General features: G+C 63.1%; 15 protein-coding genes. 7 read left to right on the top strand and 8 right to left on the bottom strand.

Features of this window, described 5'->3' with window-relative positions:
• Nucleotides 1-75 precede the first annotated feature (75 nt).
• Entirely contained in the window at nucleotides 76-543 is a 468-nt protein-coding gene (locus tag RCF49_RS20045; protein ID WP_342641556.1) for a PaaI family thioesterase, read from the top strand.
• 98 nt (nucleotides 544-641) lie between these two features.
• Here RCF49_RS20045 and groL read toward each other — a convergent pair whose 3' ends face one another.
• From groL to RCF49_RS20015, 6 genes are all read right to left on the bottom strand, one after another.
• Nucleotides 642-2,279, bottom strand: coding sequence for a chaperonin GroEL (gene groL, locus RCF49_RS20040; protein ID WP_342641555.1), 1,638 nt, complete (start codon nucleotides 2,277-2,279; stop codon nucleotides 642-644).
• Nucleotides 2,280-2,335: 56 nt separating this feature from the next.
• On the bottom strand, nucleotides 2,336-2,650 hold the full coding sequence (groES, locus tag RCF49_RS20035; protein ID WP_342641554.1) for a co-chaperone GroES: 315 nt from the start codon (nucleotides 2,648-2,650) through the stop codon (nucleotides 2,336-2,338).
• 175 nt (nucleotides 2,651-2,825) lie between these two features.
• Nucleotides 2,826-3,056, bottom strand: a complete 231-nt coding sequence (locus RCF49_RS20030) for a hypothetical protein (RefSeq protein ID WP_342641553.1) — start codon at nucleotides 3,054-3,056, stop codon at nucleotides 2,826-2,828.
• A gap of 65 nt (nucleotides 3,057-3,121) precedes the next feature.
• The gene (locus tag RCF49_RS20025) at nucleotides 3,122-4,102 is read right to left on the bottom strand and encodes a CobW family GTP-binding protein (RefSeq protein WP_342641552.1); all 981 of its coding nucleotides are present in this window, start codon (nucleotides 4,100-4,102) and stop codon (nucleotides 3,122-3,124) included.
• Nucleotides 4,072-5,799, bottom strand: coding sequence for an amidohydrolase (locus RCF49_RS20020; RefSeq protein ID WP_342641551.1), 1,728 nt, complete (start codon nucleotides 5,797-5,799; stop codon nucleotides 4,072-4,074). The genes RCF49_RS20025 and RCF49_RS20020 overlap by 31 nt, the downstream gene beginning before the upstream one ends.
• A gap of 21 nt (nucleotides 5,800-5,820) precedes the next feature.
• A complete protein-coding gene (locus RCF49_RS20015) occupies nucleotides 5,821-7,401 on the bottom strand; it encodes an amidohydrolase (protein WP_342641550.1) in 1,581 nt (526 codons plus the stop codon).
• A 175-nt stretch (nucleotides 7,402-7,576) separates the two neighbouring features.
• Between RCF49_RS20015 and RCF49_RS20010 the strand changes: the two genes are divergently transcribed.
• A complete protein-coding gene (locus tag RCF49_RS20010; RefSeq protein ID WP_342641549.1) occupies nucleotides 7,577-8,485 on the top strand; it encodes a LysR substrate-binding domain-containing protein in 909 nt (302 codons plus the stop codon).
• Nucleotides 8,486-8,509: 24 nt separating this feature from the next.
• Here RCF49_RS20010 and RCF49_RS20005 read toward each other — a convergent pair whose 3' ends face one another.
• Complete coding sequence (locus RCF49_RS20005; protein ID WP_342641548.1) at nucleotides 8,510-9,268, bottom strand: FadR/GntR family transcriptional regulator; 759 nt, start codon at nucleotides 9,266-9,268, stop codon at nucleotides 8,510-8,512.
• 144 nt (nucleotides 9,269-9,412) lie between these two features.
• Between RCF49_RS20005 and RCF49_RS20000 the strand changes: the two genes are divergently transcribed.
• From RCF49_RS20000 to RCF49_RS19985, 4 genes are read left to right on the top strand one after another with little or no spacing between them, the layout of a single operon-like run.
• Entirely contained in the window at nucleotides 9,413-10,633 is a 1,221-nt protein-coding gene (locus RCF49_RS20000; protein WP_342641547.1) for an ABC transporter substrate-binding protein, read from the top strand.
• A gap of 27 nt (nucleotides 10,634-10,660) precedes the next feature.
• Nucleotides 10,661-11,884 (top strand): MFS transporter, encoded by a 1,224-nt coding sequence (locus RCF49_RS19995; RefSeq protein ID WP_342641546.1) that lies wholly within the window; start codon nucleotides 10,661-10,663, stop codon nucleotides 11,882-11,884.
• Between the two features lie 31 nt (nucleotides 11,885-11,915).
• Nucleotides 11,916-12,737 carry an enoyl-CoA hydratase/isomerase family protein gene (locus RCF49_RS19990; RefSeq protein ID WP_342641545.1) on the top strand — a complete coding sequence of 274 codons (822 nt, stop codon included), beginning with the start codon at nucleotides 11,916-11,918 and terminating at the stop codon, nucleotides 12,735-12,737.
• The gene (locus RCF49_RS19985; RefSeq protein ID WP_342641544.1) at nucleotides 12,734-14,149 is read left to right on the top strand and encodes a class I adenylate-forming enzyme family protein; all 1,416 of its coding nucleotides are present in this window, start codon (nucleotides 12,734-12,736) and stop codon (nucleotides 14,147-14,149) included. Before RCF49_RS19990 ends, RCF49_RS19985 begins: the two co-directional genes overlap by 4 nt.
• Here the strand turns inward: RCF49_RS19985 and RCF49_RS19980 are convergent.
• Nucleotides 14,146-14,820 carry a TetR/AcrR family transcriptional regulator gene (locus tag RCF49_RS19980; RefSeq protein ID WP_342641543.1) on the bottom strand — a complete coding sequence of 225 codons (675 nt, stop codon included), beginning with the start codon at nucleotides 14,818-14,820 and terminating at the stop codon, nucleotides 14,146-14,148. The two genes, RCF49_RS19985 and RCF49_RS19980, sit on opposite strands and share 4 nt — an antisense overlap.
• A gap of 234 nt (nucleotides 14,821-15,054) precedes the next feature.
• Between RCF49_RS19980 and dctP the strand changes: the two genes are divergently transcribed.
• On the top strand, nucleotides 15,055-16,155 hold the full coding sequence (gene dctP, locus RCF49_RS19975) for a TRAP transporter substrate-binding protein DctP (RefSeq protein WP_342641542.1): 1,101 nt from the start codon (nucleotides 15,055-15,057) through the stop codon (nucleotides 16,153-16,155).
• The last annotated feature ends 49 nt before the right edge of the window (nucleotides 16,156-16,204 follow it).

Raw genomic sequence — 16,204 nt, 5'->3', positions numbered from 1 at the left:
CATTCGCTTTCTTGCCTTGACGTTAAGGTCATGCCACAAAATTCAGAGCTCGGGGATTGTGTGGAGGGCTCTTGAATGTGGACGCAAGCTGACCGCGCCGAACCGCTCGATGAGGTGATCGCGGCGCGCGTTCGGGACAGTTTTGCCCGACAGGGCATGATGCGGCACATGGGTGCCGTAATGAGCGAGGTTGCCCGCGGGTTCGTGCGCATCACCCTGCCCTATCGCCCTGAGCTGACCCAGCAGCATGGCTTCTTCCACGGGGGCGCGACAGCCGCCATCGCCGATTCCGCCGGCGGCTATGCCGGGCTTTCGGTTTTCCCCGCCGACAGTTCGGTGCTCACGGTTGAGTTCAAGATCAATCTCGTGGCACCAGCCAAGGGAGAGCGCCTGGAGGCCATCGGGAAAGTCATCAAATCGGGCAAGACGCTGACCGTGTGCCAGCTCGAGGTCTATGCCGTCGCCGGGGATGACGAAACCCTGATCGCGGTTGGCCAGCAGACGCTGATCCGGCTCGCGGGCAAACCGGACGCGCCTGCATAAAAAAGCGCCTGGGGAAACCAGGCGCTTCAGCGTTGGGAACTCCTGCATCTCTCACCGGAGCGTAGCGCGAGCGCACTCCGCCCCAGCATCTCAAATGCTTAGAAGTCCATGTCACCCATGCCGCCCGCACCAGGCATGGCGGGAGCCTTCTCCTTCTTCGGCTTCTCAGCCACCAGAGCTTCGGTGGTGACGATCAGCGAGGCGACGGAGGCGGCATCCTGCAGAGCGGTGCGCACGACCTTCACCGGATCGATCACGCCAGCCTTCACCAGATCCTCGTATTGGCCGGTGGCGGCGTTATAGCCCCAGCTATAGTCGTTCTTCTCAAGCAGCTTGCCGATGACCAGCGAGCCATCATCCCCGGCATTCTGGATGATCTGCCGGGCGGGGAACTCGATCGCGCGGCGGACGATATCGACACCGGCCTTCTGGTCGGGGTTCTCGGGCTTCAGATTGTCGAGGACCTTGCGGGCACGCAGCAGGGCGACGCCACCACCGGGGAGGATACCCTCCTCAACCGCAGCGCGGGTTGCATGCAGCGCGTCGTCGACGCGGTCCTTCTTCTCCTTCACCTCAACCTCGGTGGCGCCACCGACGCGGATGACCGCGACACCACCGGCGAGCTTCGCCAGACGCTCCTGGAGCTTCTCGCGATCATAGTCGGAGGTGGTCTCCTCGATCTGCGCCTTGATCTGCGCGACGCGGCCCTGGATGTCGTCCTTGGAGCCGGCGCCATCGACGATGGTGGTGTTCTCCTTCTCGATCACCACCTTCTTGGCGCGGCCGAGCATGTCGATGGTGACATTCTCGAGCTTGATGCCGAGATCTTCGGAGATCGCCGTGCCGCCGGTCAGAATGGCGATGTCCTGCAGCATGGCCTTGCGCCGGTCGCCAAAGCCGGGCGCTTTCACGGCCGCGACCTTCAGGCCGCCGCGGAGCTTGTTGACGACGAGGGTTGCCAGCGCCTCACCTTCCACATCCTCGGCGATGATGAGCAACGGCTTGCCGGTCTGGACCACAGCCTCCAGCAGCGGCAGCATTGCCTGGAGGCCTGAGAGCTTCTTCTCATGGATGAGGATCAGGGGCTCATCCATCTCGACCCGCATCTTCTCGGCATTGGTGACGAAATAGGGCGAGATGAAGCCGCGGTCGAACTGCATGCCCTCGACCACTTCGAGCTCGGTCTCCAGCGACTTGGCTTCCTCGACCGTGATCACGCCCTCATTGCCGACCTTCGCCATGGCCTCGGCGAGATAGTTGCCAATCTCCCTGTCGCCATTGGCGGAGATGGTGCCGACCTGAGCGATCTCCTCGTTGGAGGTCACGATCTTGGCATGGCTCTTCAGGTCCTCGACCACTGCGGCGACCGCCAAGTCGATGCCGCGCTTCAAGTCCATCGGATTCATGCCGGCGGTGACGGCCTTGGCGCCTTCCTTGACGATGGCCTGAGCGAGAACGGTCGCGGTGGTGGTGCCGTCACCCGCAAGATCGTTGGTCTTGGAGGCAACCTCGCGCACCATCTGCGCGCCCATATTCTCGAACTTATCCTCGATCTCGATCTCCTTGGCGACCGTCACGCCGTCCTTGGTGATACGAGGTGCGCCGAACGACTTCTCGATCACGACGTTGCGGCCTTTGGGACCGAGCGTCACCTTGACCGCATTTGCAAGGATGTCCACGCCGCGCAGCATCTTCTCGCGCGCGTCTGACGAGAACTTCACTTCCTTGGCAGCCATGGTAGTCTGTCTCCTTCCTTCAGCTCAGTTGCACTGCAAGCCCGGTTCACGCTGACTTACGCGGCCTTTTTCGCGGCGCCGGCCGCCTCGATCACACCGAGAACGTCACTCTCCTTCATGATCAGGAGATCTTCGCCGTTGATCTTCACCTCAGTGCCCGACCACTTGCCGAACAGGATGCGATCACCGGCCTTGAGCTCCAGGGCAACGAGCTCTCCCTTCTCATTGCGCACACCAGGGCCAACGGCGACAACTTCGCCTTCCTGGGGCTTCTCCTTGGCGGTATCGGGAATAATGATGCCGCCGGCCGTCTTCTGATCAGCTTCGATGCGACGGACAAGCACACGATCGTGCAGTGGGCGGAATTGCATGCAATCCTCCTTATGAAGAACAGCGATGTCTTAGAACTGGGGGCCGGACGCGCCGGCCAGCAGGAACAGCCACAGAGCCAGGTGCCCGGTCCGCTCCCGCTGGGCATTATTTAGCACTCTCCGGATCAGAGTGCTAGAGGGATTTTAGCACTTTCACCATCGGAGTGCTAAGGGGCTAGCCTTCCTCATCCTCGAGAGCATCGGGAGAGGCCAGGAGCTCGATCAGCTCTGCGACCTTGCCGCTCGGCAATGGCCGGCCGTCATTCACAAGGGCCTCGTCGCTGTTGACCCATGCCCAGGCTTCGGCCAGCTCTTCCCTGGTCGGTGCAAGCGTTGCGATCTCAGCGGCAAAACTGTCATCCACCGGACCCAGAACGGAAGAGATCTCCTGTCTCGTAATGGTCACGCGCGCAGCCTCCTCGTTTCAGGACCTCATGGGAGAGTTGGGGCCGATCGCGGGATATGCAACGGTCAATGTTCCGGAACCGTACAAGCCTCCAGGCTGGCGAGCACGGGCTCAAACCCGAGACTTGCGCCGAAGCCGACCAGCACCAGAACGCTTTCCCCCGCAAAGCGCGATTCGGTCTCATGGGCGAGCGGGGTGATCTGCACCCGACTGCCGACCGCCTGCACGGTGAACCTGCGGCCATTCTCGTCGCGAAGAATGCCTTTGGCCCGGTAGATCGAGGCGGGCAGAGCCTGCAGCACCGCGCTCAACCTGGGCAGGTCGACAGGCGCCGAGGACCGCCAGATCCGGCTTGCCGGCTGCTCATGCGCGTGTGCATGCGTGTGATGATGGTCGTGCTGATGGCCCGGTGCGCTCGACTTTTCCACGTTTCCGAATAGCAGCGCGAAGGGGACTTCGGCATTCACGGCGGTGATAACGCGCATGCCCGGCCATTGCCATTGCTTGCGCCATGCCTCGATCTCGCGGGGGCCTGCAAGGTCGACCTTGTTCAACACGACCAGGTCGGCCGCATCGAGCTGCGCTCCCGCAAGCCCGGGCGCCACCGCCATGGCCTGATCAAACCCAGCTACGTCCACCAGCACAACCACGGCATCGGGCGTGAGCCTGCCGGCAAATCGCGCATAGCGCACCGTGTCCATGATGCGGCCGGGCTCGGCCACGCCGCTCGCCTCGATCACGATGTGATCGAAGGGGTCGGCCCGCTGCTGCAGCAGCTCCTCGAGCTGCTCCACCAGACCCTGATTGAGACCGCAGCACACGCAGCCATTGGAGAGCGCATAGACCCCGCCCTCGCTGGAGGTGATCAGCGCGGCATCGATATTGACTGCGCCGAAGTCATTCACGAGCACGGCGATCTTGAGCCCATGTTCGCCCTGGAGGATGTGGTTCACCAGGGTGGTCTTGCCCGCACCGAGAAAGCCGCCGATCACGGTCACAGGAACGGCGGGTGATTTCACCACAGCTTCGGCGCCTCGCCCTGCCATGTGGCATCACTCTCCACATTCAGCCGGTCATGCACAAGCTCACCGGCCATGAAGGTCAGATCCACCTTGGTCGCATGGATATTGCCCTGCGGCTCGATCGCGAACAGATCACGATCGAGCACGATCAGATCGGCCGATTTGCCGATCTCCAAGCTGCCGGCGCGATCCTCCATATCCATGGACCAGGCACCATTGCGCGTCATAACGCTGATGGCCTGTTCGAGCGAGATAGGCTCACCGAAGCGGCCTTCCATCTCGCCCCAGGGATTGGCACGGGTGACGAGGGTTTCGAGCGCGATCCAGGGGTCGAGCGGGCTCACCGGCCAGTCGGTGCCGATAACGGCGATGCCGCCCGCCTCCAGGACGCCCTTCACATTATAGGCGCGGGCGAGCCGTTCCGGCCCATAACCCGAGCGCGCGCCAGAGACGAAGCGCGAGGGATACCATGAGACGGGCGAGAACTCGGCCGTCACGCCCAGCTCGCGGAAACGCCTGAGATTGCTGCCATGGAGGATCGTGCAATGGGCGCATTGATGGCGCACGCCCAGCCCGCCGGGTCGCCTGCGGGCCTCTGCCACCGCGTCGAGAAAGGTGTCGGAGGCAGCATCGCCCGTACAATGAGCGATGACCCGGATGCCTTGCCGGTCCATGTCCCACAGCATGTCAGCGAGGTGCTCAGGGGTCAGATTGATCTTGCCGGCCCAGCCGGTGTTTGCCCCATCCCAGGGGGTGATCAGGTAGGACGAACGCGGCTCGACGGTTCCGTCGAAATGGAACTTCACCGCATTGGCATTGAGCCTTGCCGAGCGGTAATAATGGCGCTCACCGGCCAGAAGCTCCCAGCGCCGGCGCACCGGGAAGATATCATCCTGCCAGCTGATCGCCGCCTCGATGCGCATAGTGAGCTCGCCGGCCGTATCGAGGGCATGGAGCGCTTCAAGCCTATTCTCGCAAACATGCACATATTTGCTCGCCACAACGCCGCGGGCGGACTGGTAGCGTATGCCATCACGATAGGCGGCGCGCAGCACCGGAACCGGGGTTGACGGCATGGCCGCATGGATCAGTGCATAGGCGCCGTCGATCAGCAGGCCTGTGGGCTCGCCCGTCGCCGGATCCCGCTCGAGGTAACCATTGGTTGGATCGGGGGTTGCCGCGGTGATGCCGGCGCGCTCCAGCGCCAGGCTGTTCACCATCATGGTGCCCCACATACGATCGAGCAGAGCCACGGGCCGGTCCGGCATCACGGTATCGAGCCAGTCCTTCCCCGGAACCAGCCCCGCCTGCCGGAAGGTGTAGCGCACGAAATACTGGCCATAAATCCATTCGCGATCCGGGTGCTCCGCCGCATAGGCAAGCACCGCATCGCGCACCTGGGCCGGCGTCGGGTCGACGATGCCAATGTCGAGATCGTCGGCATAGCGCGGCGCCAGCGCCAGATCCGGATGGGTATGCATGTCATAGAGGCCCGGCATGGCGAAGCGGCCGCCGAGATCGATGATGCGAGTGCCTGCGCCAATGGCATGGTCGATGCCGGACCGGTCACCCCGGGCAATGATGCGCCCGCCGGCCACGGCCAGAGCCGAGCACCAGGGCAGTCCCGGATCGCCCGTATAGATGCGGCCATTCACCAGCGCCAGATCCGCATAGGCGCTGCGGGCCCCATGGCTTGGCCTATGCTCGTAAAGTGAACGCATGGGCTCGCCCTTCCCTGCCGTTCAATAGCCCGCCGTCGGCATCCACCACTCGCGGCCGCGGCGGGTTTCGACATATTCCGGCCAGCGCAGATTGACGGGCGGGTCATAGTCACATAGAGGCGCGAGCCATTTGCTGCCGCCGATTCCGCCGCCGGTGCGCTCCTCGAACTCGCGCTTGGCCGCGAGACGCTGCTCGTCATTCTGCATCAGCTCGAGAATGGACGAGGCAATGGTCTTGGCCGCGCAGACCGTCATGGGGTCGATGGTCTCGGGAATGCCGCCCAGCGCATTCATCACCCAGTCTGGATAAGCATATCCGGCAGGTGCTGAAAGCATGGGCCGCGCGATATAGAGACGCGCAGTCGGCGCATGCCAGCACATCTCGGTATAATCATCGGACGTATAGTTGATCTGCGAGGGTGGCAGGTCCTGGCGCAGAATGCGCTCGGCTTCCTCAGGTGGCATCAGCCGCTCGCAATCGGGCAAGAAGGGGTCGGCCATGGGCTCGAGCCCGAGATTGGTCTGAATCTCCCGGGCAATGGCCTTGGCCTTGTCGCCCCAGCGCGGCGCGCCGACTGCTTCAAGCTTCTTATAGACGAGATCAGCGATCGCATGATTGGCCAGGCCCGGCCGCGACTTCGACACCCAAATCCGTTCATAGCGGCAGTGGGTGAGCTGGGCTGCGGCGGCAGCGAAGCGGTCGAGCATCATGGTCGCCTGCTCGGCCATCTCCACCGTCGGCACGCGGATGATGTACTGGATCTCGGCGATACGTGCCGGCAGGTTGTCGGCAGTGGCCTGGCCGGCGGTCAGGATCGCCTCGCTGATCGACCAGCCCCCCATATGGGGCAGCATCGAATCACGTAAGGCCTTGCCGCTGTTATACATGGCAAAGAGCGCATCATTGGCACCGGGGGCGCGCACAGCGCTGTGGGCCTGCGGAATGGGCTGGCCCTCGGGGCGTTGGAGCCAGGTTTCCGGCTCGTCGCAGATAAAGCGATAGACCATCGCATAAGCGGCGCCGCAATGGGTATCCCAGTTCACCGTGTTGCACAGTGGGAGCATGTAGCACGGGTGGAAGCTGATCATCGCGTCGAGGCCATCATAATAGCCGCGCGCCGCATGAATGGGCTTGGAGCCACGCACCTTCTCGGCCGGTTCGCCGAAGAATTTGATGGTGCCCTTGATACCATAACGCTCCATGGCCGCCTTGGCCGCCAGCACCCCGCCAAAGGCACTCATGCCCAAAGCCGAATGAGGATCGGTATGGCCGCCGGCATATTCGGTCAGGCCCTCGCGGGGCTGCCGCACGGTCGTCGCCGCCTGGCAATTGCCCGGCACCCCGTCATATTCGGCGTAGGATGCGATCACCGGCCCGTCGCCATTGCGCCATTCCGCGGAAAAGGCGGTGGGCATGCCGCCCGAGCCTTCCTCAACCGCGAAGCCATCGCCGCGCAACCGCTCCACATACCAGGCGGCGGAGTCGTATTCGCGCCAAGCAGTCTCGCCCTTGTGCCAGATCTCGCTCGTCCAACGCGACAGGGTGGATACGTTCTCGTCCACCCAGCCCCAGGCCAGCCGTTCAGCGTCACTGCTGCTCATAGAAAGCGACCTCTTCTCCCATAGGACCCGGCACTCTCGGCGGCGTGGCCAAAATAACGCAAGCCGACATCCGTTTGCCGAGATCGTCCCGTGCGGAGCTTACGAGATGAAATGCGCTTGCCTAAAGTGATATTTCTTAACCGGATTCTTGAAATTTTTTCACGAGAGGGCAGCAATGTCGTGGCCTTCCCGCAAACTTCCCTCGATGAGCGCCTTGCGCGCCCTGGACGCGGTGGCCCGCCAAGGCACCTTGTGGGCAGCCGGGCGCGAGCTTAACCGCACGCCGAGTGCGGTCAGCCATCAGATGCGGTTTCTCGAACAGGAGCTCGGGGCGCCGCTGTTCTCGCGCGCAGGGCAAAGCATCGAGCTTACTCCCTTCGGCCGGCGCTATGCGGAAGAGGTGCATAAGGCGCTCGATCTAATCGCGCATGCTGCGGAGCTCATCGATGATGCCCAGCTCAGCGGCGCGCTCACCATCAGCTGTACGCCAGGGTTTGCAACCTTCTGGCTCTGCGGCCATCTCAACGAGTTCCGCAGTCTTTATCCGCTCATCCGGCTGCGGCTCGTCACCCCGCGTCGACTGAATGACGTGAGTGATCCGGATGCGGATGTGTTCATCGCCTTCGGGTCGGGATCATGGCCCAACCGATCGGCGGAGTTGCTGGCCAATGTGGCCTTCGCCCCGATCTGCAGCCCCAGCCTACTCAATGCCTATCGGCTGCGCTCGCCGGAAGATCTCGCCGGTGTGACACTCCTGCATCTGCATGATTACGAGGATTGGGCGATGTGGCTTGGCGCGCGCGGCCTGCCTCTGCCGCCGCCTGAACAGGGCATCATCCTGTCGGACATCTATCTGGCGCAGGCGGCTGCCATTGCCGGCCAGGGCATCGCCATGGGCGATGACATCGTCTGCGGGCAAGCGCTTGCGGACGGGCTGCTGGTGCGGCCGTTCGAAGAGGCCATTCCCTCGCCTGATGCCTATTTTCTCGTCTGTGAGCGCGACCGGAGGGAGCATCCGGTGATCAGCGCCTTCTGCAACTGGCTGAAGGCAAGCCTAGCCGCTCACAGGCCCATCGCCGAGTGATGGCAGCCGCGCAACGGCTTTTGGCTATTCCCCGCGAGCGAGCTGAGCTGCGCGCGCCTGCTGCGCCCTGGCATAGAGCGCGTGGATATAGGCGATGAGATCGCTCAATGCGGCGATCGCTGCCTCGGCATCGCGATGGGCAAGCCCTTCCGCCATGCGCTCGTGAAACTCAACGATCGCCTTCCGGTCCCGCAGCCTGAAGATGATCATATTGCTGATGGGCATCAGCGTTTCGACCATAGCGTTCATCATGAAACGCAGCAGGGCGTTGTCGCAGGCCTCGACGATGATGCGGTGGAAGCGCAGCTCGGACTCGCAGAAGTCCTGGTCGGTTAGATTAGACTGACGCTGGATCTCGAGCTCGGCGCGCAGGCCGGCGAGATGCTCCTCGGTGCGCAGCTGAGCCGCGCGGCGGCAGCAGATGGCCTCCAGCTCCAGCCGGGCGACGGCCATTTCATCCAGGCTCACCCTGTCGGTTGCCATGAGCAGCGCGAAGGCGGTGCCCAGGGATTGGGCGAGATCATCGGGGCTGGGACCCGTGACGAAATTGCCACCCGAGGGTCCGCGCCGGGAGCGAATCAGATGGCGCGCGGCCAAGCGCTTCAACGCCTCTCGGACCGTGGGACGGGAGACGCCGAACTGGGCCGCGAGCTCCTCTTCCGTGGGCAGCCGGTCATCAACCTTCAGGCGCCCTTCCAGAATTTCCTGCTCCAGGCGATCGGCGATCTGACTCGCCGCGCTGCGGGTGACGATCTGTCCATACTGGGCGCGCGAAGGGTTCATCTCTATCCTCTGCGCCTTCTTCTCAAACCGGAGGAGCAAGATCAAATGGAAAATATTTGTTTGACAAATATCAGAATTAAGGATGCCATAGATAAGACAGCGGCCGGAGAGCCGCCTGGGGGAAACTCCTTAGGGAGAGAGATCATGAGATTGGGCCTGATTGCAGCCATCCTGCTCGGTGGCATGACGAGTGCCATGGCCGAGGAGCTGCCGGTCTTCCGTATCGGGGTATTGAACGACCAATCCGGCCTTTATGCCGATATCGCCGGGCCAGGGGCGGTGGTCGCCGCCAATATGGCAGTCAAGGACTTCCAACCGGAAAAGCACGGGTTCAAGGTCGAGGTGGTTGCCGCGGACCATCAGAACAAGCCGGATATCGGCTCTGGTATCGTGCGCCGCTGGTACGATATCGAGCATGTGGATGCGGTCGTGGACGTGCCGACCTCGTCGGTCGCGCTCGCCGTTGCCGAAATCACGCGCGAGAAGAACAAGGTCTTCCTGGTGGCGAGCGCCGGTACCTCGGATCTCACCGGCAAGGCCTGCACGCCGAATACCGTGCATTGGACCTATGACACCTGGGCGCTCGCCAATGGCACGGCGCGCGCGATGATTAATCAGGGGCAGAAGAGCTGGTATTTCCTGACTGCCGACTATGCCTTCGGCCATGCGCTCGAGCGCGATGCGGCCGAAGTGGTGAAAGCCAATGGGGGCGAGGTGGTCGGGCATACGCTCGCGCCGTTCCAGACTCAGGACTTCTCGTCCTTCCTGCTGCAGGCGCAGGGCAGCGGCGCACAGGTGATCGCGCTCGCCAATTCGGGCGGCGATACAATCAACTCCGTCAAGCAAGCGTCGGAATTCGGCATCACCACGGGCGGCCAGAAGCTCGTGAGCCTCTTGTCCTTCATCTCGGACATTCATGCGCTCGGGCTCGATATCGCCCAGGGTCTGATGCTGACCACCGCCTTCTACTGGGACCTGAATGACGGGACGCGGGCGTTCGGCAAGGCTTTCGCCGCGCAGAATGACGGCAAGTTTCCGACCATGAACCAGGCCGGCACCTATGCCTCCATGCTGCACTGGATGAAGGCGATTGCGGCCATGGACAAGGAGAAGGCGCGGGACGGTGCAGCGGTGGTTGCCCAGATGAAGTCGATGCCGACGGAAGATGCCCTGTTCGGCAAAGGCTCGATCCGCGAGGATGGCCGGACGATCCACGACATGTATCTGGTCCAGGTCAAGTCACCGGCCGAATCGAAAGCGCCTTACGACTATTACAAGGTGGTCGCGACCATTCCGGGTGACGAGGCCTTCCGGCCGCTCGACCAGAGCCCCTGCCCGCTGCTGAAAAAGGCATCGTCTCAGTAAACAGACGATCAGCACCGGCCGACTGCCATGGACACTCCCCTCCACACCGGCCGGAGCAAGCGGGCCTCGCTCACACTTCTCCTCATCAGCGAAGTGGCTGCGATGTCGGCCTGGTTCGCCACGACCGCATCGCTAGCCGACCTTACCGCACGCGCAGCACTCTCGCATTTCCAGCAGGCCCTGCTCACAAGCTCGGTTCAGGCGGGCTTCGTGGCGGGAACGCTCGCCAGCGCGCTGCTCGTGCTCGCCGACCGGTTCGATACGCGGCGGCTCTTCTCAATCTCGGCATTCACGGCCGCTCTCGCCAATCTCGCGATGCTCGCCTTCGAGCCCGCCTCGCTTGCCGTCCCCTTCCTGCGCTTCATCACCGGCATGTGCATGGCCGGCGTTTATCCCGTGGGCATGAAGCTCGCGAGCAGCTGGGCCAAGGGTGATCTCGGACTGCTCATCGGCCTGCTCGTTGCCGCGCTCACGATCGGTTCAGCCTCACCGCATGCGATTGCGGTATTCGGCGGCGTCGGATGGCAATGGCCGATCGCGGCCGCCGCGTTTGGCTGTCTTGCCGCGAGCATTTTGATCCTGTTTGCGAAGACCGGGCCGAATGTCGCTCCAACCCAGCATTTCCAGTTCGATGTGGCACTCACCGCCTTGCGCGACCGGTCTCTGCGCTGCGCCAATCTCGGCTATTTCGGGCATATGTGGGAACTCTATGCCATGTGGGCCTGGATCGGGGTGTTTCTGGCGGCAAGCTTCACGGAGCGCTATGGCAGCACTCCGCCGCTGGATGCGCGATTTGCAGCCTTTCTCGTGGTGGGCGTCGGTGCGCTTGGCGCCTTGGGGGGCGGCTTGCTTGCCGACCGCATGGGCCGGACATTCGTGACAATCGCCTCCATGCTCGTCAGCGGCAGCTGCGCCATGCTCATCGGCTTCACCTATGGTGGCCCGGCTGCGTTGACTCTCGCCGTCGCCCTTCTATGGGGCGTCACCATCGTCTCCGATTCGGCGCAATTCTCCGCTGCTGTTGCCGAGCTCAGTAATAAATGCTTCGTGGGCACCATGCTCACGGTTCAGACTTGTATCGGCTATCTCATCACGCTCGCCAGCATTCACCTGATGCCCTATGTGGTTGACGCGATCGGCTGGCATTTCGCATTTTCGGTGCTGGCGGTCGGCCCGTTTCTCGGCGCCGCGGCCATGGCCGGCCTGCGGCGGTCGCCTGAGGCCTATGTCATGGCCGGAGGACGTCGGTAAAGTCGCGATGAGAACACCTGGGAGAACAAGCATGGCGTTTTCGACCATCCTCTATGAGACCGTCGACGGGGTCGCGCGGATCACACTCAATCGCCCGGAGCGCACGAATGCGCTCAATCAGACGATGCTGAGCGAGATCTGCGCGGCGATGGACGAGGCCGAAGTCGACGAGGGTGTGCGGGCGATCGTGGTTCAGGGCGCGGGCAAGGCCTTCTCCTCCGGCTTTGATCTCAAGGAGCAGATGGAGCGGCGCCCGACCGGGGTCGCGCAGTGGCGGCCGCTCTTGCGCAAGGATTTCGACACGGTGATGCGATTCTGGCACTGCCCGAAGCCGACCATTGCGGCGGTGCGGGGTCCTTGCCTTGCCGGGGCGTGCGAGCTTGCGCTCGCCTGCGACATGACGGTTGCCACGCCCGATGCGTTTTTCGGTGAGCCGGAGCTGCGGTTCGGCGCCGGGATCGTGGTGATGCTGCTGCCCTGGATCGTGGGGCCAAAGATTGCCAAAGAGATCATCCTTCTCGGGGAAGATCGGGTGAGCGCCGAGCGAGCGCTCGCCATAGGGATGATCAATCGTGTGACCGCCGATGACGCGCTGGATGAGACCGTCACGCGGATGGGCCGCCATCTCGCGGCGATCGATCCGGAGCTGGTGAAGCAGACCAAGCGCGCGCTCAACCGGGCAATCGAGGCCCAGGGCATGCTCGAAGCCCTGGAAAGCGCGCTCGACATCGATCTCGCCATTGAGGGGGGCGGCTCGCCGGACAAGATCGCCTTCATGGACATTGCGCGGGAGAAGGGTCTCAAGGCGGCGCTTGCCTGGCGGGATGCGCGCTTCCCGGAGCGGATGCCGTGACACGGGCGCTCGCCAAGCTCCTCGGGGATGCGCTCGCGACCTATCCCCATGGGATCGCCGATGGGGCTGGTGGCTCAACCGCAGCGGCAAGCCTGCTTGGGATGGCGGAGACAATGGCCGGTCAGCTCGGTGAGGCCGGTGTTGTCGCAGATGAGCCTGTCGCGGTCAGGATCGGCAATCGGCCGGCGGATCTCGCAGGACTGCTTGCGGTCTGGCGTGCGGGTGCCGTGGCCGTGCCCGTGCATCGCAATGCGGCTGAGGCAACGGTTCACACCGTGTTCTCGCGCACCGGCTGCCGGTTCGCGATCGATGACGGCAAGCTCACAATTCTTTCGGATGCGGTGCCGCCCGTTCGGCCCCTGCTTCGCGATGCGGCGCTGATCATCTTCACCTCGGGCTCGACGGGACAGCCCAAGGGGGTGGTGATCGGACATGAGCCCTTTGCGAAGAAACTCGCGGTGCTCAATGAGCTTCTCGGGCTTTCACCACGGGACACGGTGTTGCTGCCCCTGCAGCTCACCTTCATCTTCGGGATCTGGGTCGCGCTGCTGGCCCTCATGAACCAATCGCGCCTCATTCTCATCAGCAAGTTCGCCCCCGAGACCCTAAGGCCGGTTCTTGGCGATCTCAGCGTGTTTGCCGGGGTGCCTGCCATGTTCCGCACGCTGTTTTCTGCGGACATATTTCAACCTGCGGCCGGGCTGCGCATGGTGCTCACGGGTGGCGAAATGCTGGGGGCCGGCCTTTCCGACAAGCTCGTTGCGGCCTTTCCGAATGCGGGTGTGTTCGACCTCTATGGGCTCACCGAGACGGGATCGTGCGATTTCTGCCTGAGGCCGGAAGAGCGCGTGGCAGGTCTTGGCTCGATCGGGCGGCCGACGGGCTCGGTCAGCTTCCGCATCGATCGCTATGATGACAGTCTGCCCGATGGTGTCGGTGAATTGTTGATCCGCACGCCATTCGGCATGGCCGGCTATCTGGATGATCCCGTGCTCACCGCCAAGTCCTTCGACGATGGGTATTTCCGCACGGGCGACCTTGCCCGGGTCAGGCCCGATGGCCTGGTTGAGATCGTCGGCCGCTCGAAAGACATCGTCTCGCGCGCCGGCAACAAGATCGCCCCGGCCGAGATCGATGGCTGGCTGATGCGGCACCCGTCTGTCGCTGCGGCGCTGTGTGCGGGTGTCGCAGATGCAAGACTTGGTGAAGCCCTGCATGCGGTAGTGGTGCTGCGAGAGGGCTGTGAGGCCAATGAGCAGGTCTTGCGCGAATGGCTGGCGGCCCGGATCGAGCGCTTCAAGGTGCCGGATGTCATCCGCATCGTGGAAGCGCTGCCGGTCGGGGCAACGGGCAAGGCGCTTCGAGCCGGCGTTGCCGAGCTCACCATCGCCCATGATGCCATAACCGGCTAATCCGCCGTGGCTTCCGGCTCCACGAACATGCCGCTCACGACGAAACGCATATAGGTTTCGATGACATGGGACGGCGGCTGGACGATCTCGCCGTCGCGAACGCAGAACCGGGCGCTCAGATAATCGCGCGCGCCCATCAGCATCTGGGTCAGGGCGTCGATCTCCTCGCGGCCGGAAACCTTGAGGAAGCCCCGTCGTCGCTCATATTCGAGCGCCCGCTTATAATTCTCGATCTGCAGGCTGACATGGCGGCGGAACCCTTCGGGTGCCTGGATCGCGCCTTCGTGCAGCATCTTGAAGAGGTGCGGTGTCTGCTCGAGAAACTCAAAAAAGCCGGTGATGCGCGCGTATTCGCGGGCAACGGGGCTGTCCTCGGCGGCGAGCACCTTCTTGCGGACATGCTCCAGCAGTTTCACGCTGATCGAGGGTAGCAGCTGATCCAGCAAGTCCTGGCGCGAGGTGAAATAGTTATAGAAGGTGCCCTGGGCGACCTTGGCGCGCTGGGTTATCAGGGCGACGGAGGTGCCGGCATAACCGTGCTCGCCGACCACTTCGATTGCGGCCGCAAATAGGCGGGCTCTCGTGGCCTCCGCCTTCTCGGCACGCCGACTGCGCCGCGGGGTTTCCGAAACCACCTCCCCTGTCGCGCCGGGGATAGCGGCCGCTGCCATCTGCCTTCTCTCCATTTCGCCGCGCACGCTAGTGAAGGTGCCTGATCCTGTCAATAAAATTGAATTATGAGCCATGGTTCATTTTCATTTACATCATCGTCGATTCCACTTAGCGTGATGGCCATGATGCCGGCCCACCCGGGGGTGCGTTAGAATGCGAGGCCGTCAACGGCCTTCACCGCGAGACAGCGGGCAAAGCAAGCCTCCGCCGGCATCGGATGGGAGGAAGAATTGATGCTTGCCAAATTGCGTAACCTGCTCGCGGGCGCCGCGGCAGGGGTCATCGCCCTTGCACCGCTTGCCGCCGCCGCGGAAACACTCATCATTTCCACAGGTCTCGGCCAGCCCCATGCGTGGGTGGCCTATCATATGAATCCCTTTGCAGATGCGATCGAGCGCGATTCCAAGGGTGAGATCACCCTCACCCGCTTCTATTCCGGCGAGCTCACCTCGGCCGGCCGCGAGCTTGACGGGCTGACCAGTGGCACGATCGACATTGCCGCACCGCTGCTCGCGCCCTATCACGAGGGACGCTTTCCCTTGTCCGACGTCACGCAGCTCCCGGTCTATGGGACCAACTCGCCCATGGTGACCAAGGCTTTCCAAAAGCTGCTCGATTCCGACGTCAAGCTCAGCAATGGCAAGACCTTCTACGAGTATGAGATTGGGGATAAGGGCATCCGCGCCTGGGCGCTCGGCGCCACTGCGCCCTATTCCATCTCGACCGTTTCAAAGGTTCTGAAGGAGCCGGAGGATTTCAAGGGCGTGCCGCTCAGGGCCGGCGCGGCGCTGCACACGATCGTTCTTGAGAAGCTCGGCGCAACCCCAGTGACGCTGCCGGGACCGCAAGCCTATGAGGCGCTGTCGCGCGGCACGATCGAGGGCGTCATCATCGCGATTTCTGACTGGCCGTCCTATTCGATCGACCAGCTTCTCCGGCATAGCATCACCGATGTGTCGATCGGTCATTGGGAGAGCTATCTCGCCGTCAGCAATGATGCCTGGGACAGGTTGACGGACGAGCAGAAGAAGCTGTTCGACGAGACCGCGCGGCGAATCGCCCTGGAGAATGCCAAGGCGTGGGAAGACAATGTGGAGGTCGTGAAGAAGAAGTCCACCGCCGAGCATGGCGGCCAGTTCACGCCGATTTCGCAACTGTCGAAAGCGATGCAGGACCATATCGCGAAAGCCTCGGCGGAAACCTGGCGGGCCTGGATCGAGAAGACGGAAGCTGCGGGCCATCCGGCACGGGATACCGCGAAGCTCTATGCCCAGTTCATTGTCGAGCAGGGCGGCAAGCTGCCCGAGGGCGTTGCCGAATATCTCGGGCTCTGAACCAGAAGGCGGAGGTCGGCCTCCGCCTTGTCTACTGACCTGTCGCTTC

The sequence above is a fragment of the Rhodoligotrophos sp. CJ14 genome, assembly GCF_038811545.1.
Lineage (GTDB): Bacteria > Pseudomonadota > Alphaproteobacteria > Rhizobiales > Im1 > Rhodoligotrophos > Rhodoligotrophos ferricapiens.
Note: the sequence above shows the minus strand (reverse complement) of the source record. Positions and strands in the feature narration are given on the sequence as shown.

What these genes read in the sequence shown, in the direction of transcription:
- RCF49_RS20020 (WP_342641551.1), bottom strand. Translation starts at nt 5,799, where the DNA reads ATGCGTTCACTTTACGAGCATAGGCCAAGCCATGGGGCCCGCAGCGCC.
- RCF49_RS20010 (WP_342641549.1), top strand. Translation starts at nt 7,577, where the DNA reads ATGTCGTGGCCTTCCCGCAAACTTCCCTCGATGAGCGCCTTGCGCGCC.
- RCF49_RS20005 (WP_342641548.1), bottom strand. Translation starts at nt 9,268, where the DNA reads ATGAACCCTTCGCGCGCCCAGTATGGACAGATCGTCACCCGCAGCGCG.
- RCF49_RS20000 (WP_342641547.1), top strand. Translation starts at nt 9,413, where the DNA reads ATGAGATTGGGCCTGATTGCAGCCATCCTGCTCGGTGGCATGACGAGT.
- groL (WP_342641555.1), bottom strand. Translation starts at nt 2,279, where the DNA reads ATGGCTGCCAAGGAAGTGAAGTTCTCGTCAGACGCGCGCGAGAAGATG.
- RCF49_RS19980 (WP_342641543.1), bottom strand. Translation starts at nt 14,820, where the DNA reads ATGGCAGCGGCCGCTATCCCCGGCGCGACAGGGGAGGTGGTTTCGGAA.
- dctP (WP_342641542.1), top strand. Translation starts at nt 15,055, where the DNA reads ATGCTTGCCAAATTGCGTAACCTGCTCGCGGGCGCCGCGGCAGGGGTC.
- groES (WP_342641554.1), bottom strand. Translation starts at nt 2,650, where the DNA reads ATGCAATTCCGCCCACTGCACGATCGTGTGCTTGTCCGTCGCATCGAA.
- RCF49_RS20015 (WP_342641550.1), bottom strand. Translation starts at nt 7,401, where the DNA reads ATGAGCAGCAGTGACGCTGAACGGCTGGCCTGGGGCTGGGTGGACGAG.
- RCF49_RS20045 (WP_342641556.1), top strand. Translation starts at nt 76, where the DNA reads ATGTGGACGCAAGCTGACCGCGCCGAACCGCTCGATGAGGTGATCGCG.
- RCF49_RS19995 (WP_342641546.1), top strand. Translation starts at nt 10,661, where the DNA reads ATGGACACTCCCCTCCACACCGGCCGGAGCAAGCGGGCCTCGCTCACA.
- RCF49_RS19990 (WP_342641545.1), top strand. Translation starts at nt 11,916, where the DNA reads ATGGCGTTTTCGACCATCCTCTATGAGACCGTCGACGGGGTCGCGCGG.
- RCF49_RS20025 (WP_342641552.1), bottom strand. Translation starts at nt 4,102, where the DNA reads ATGGCAGGGCGAGGCGCCGAAGCTGTGGTGAAATCACCCGCCGTTCCT.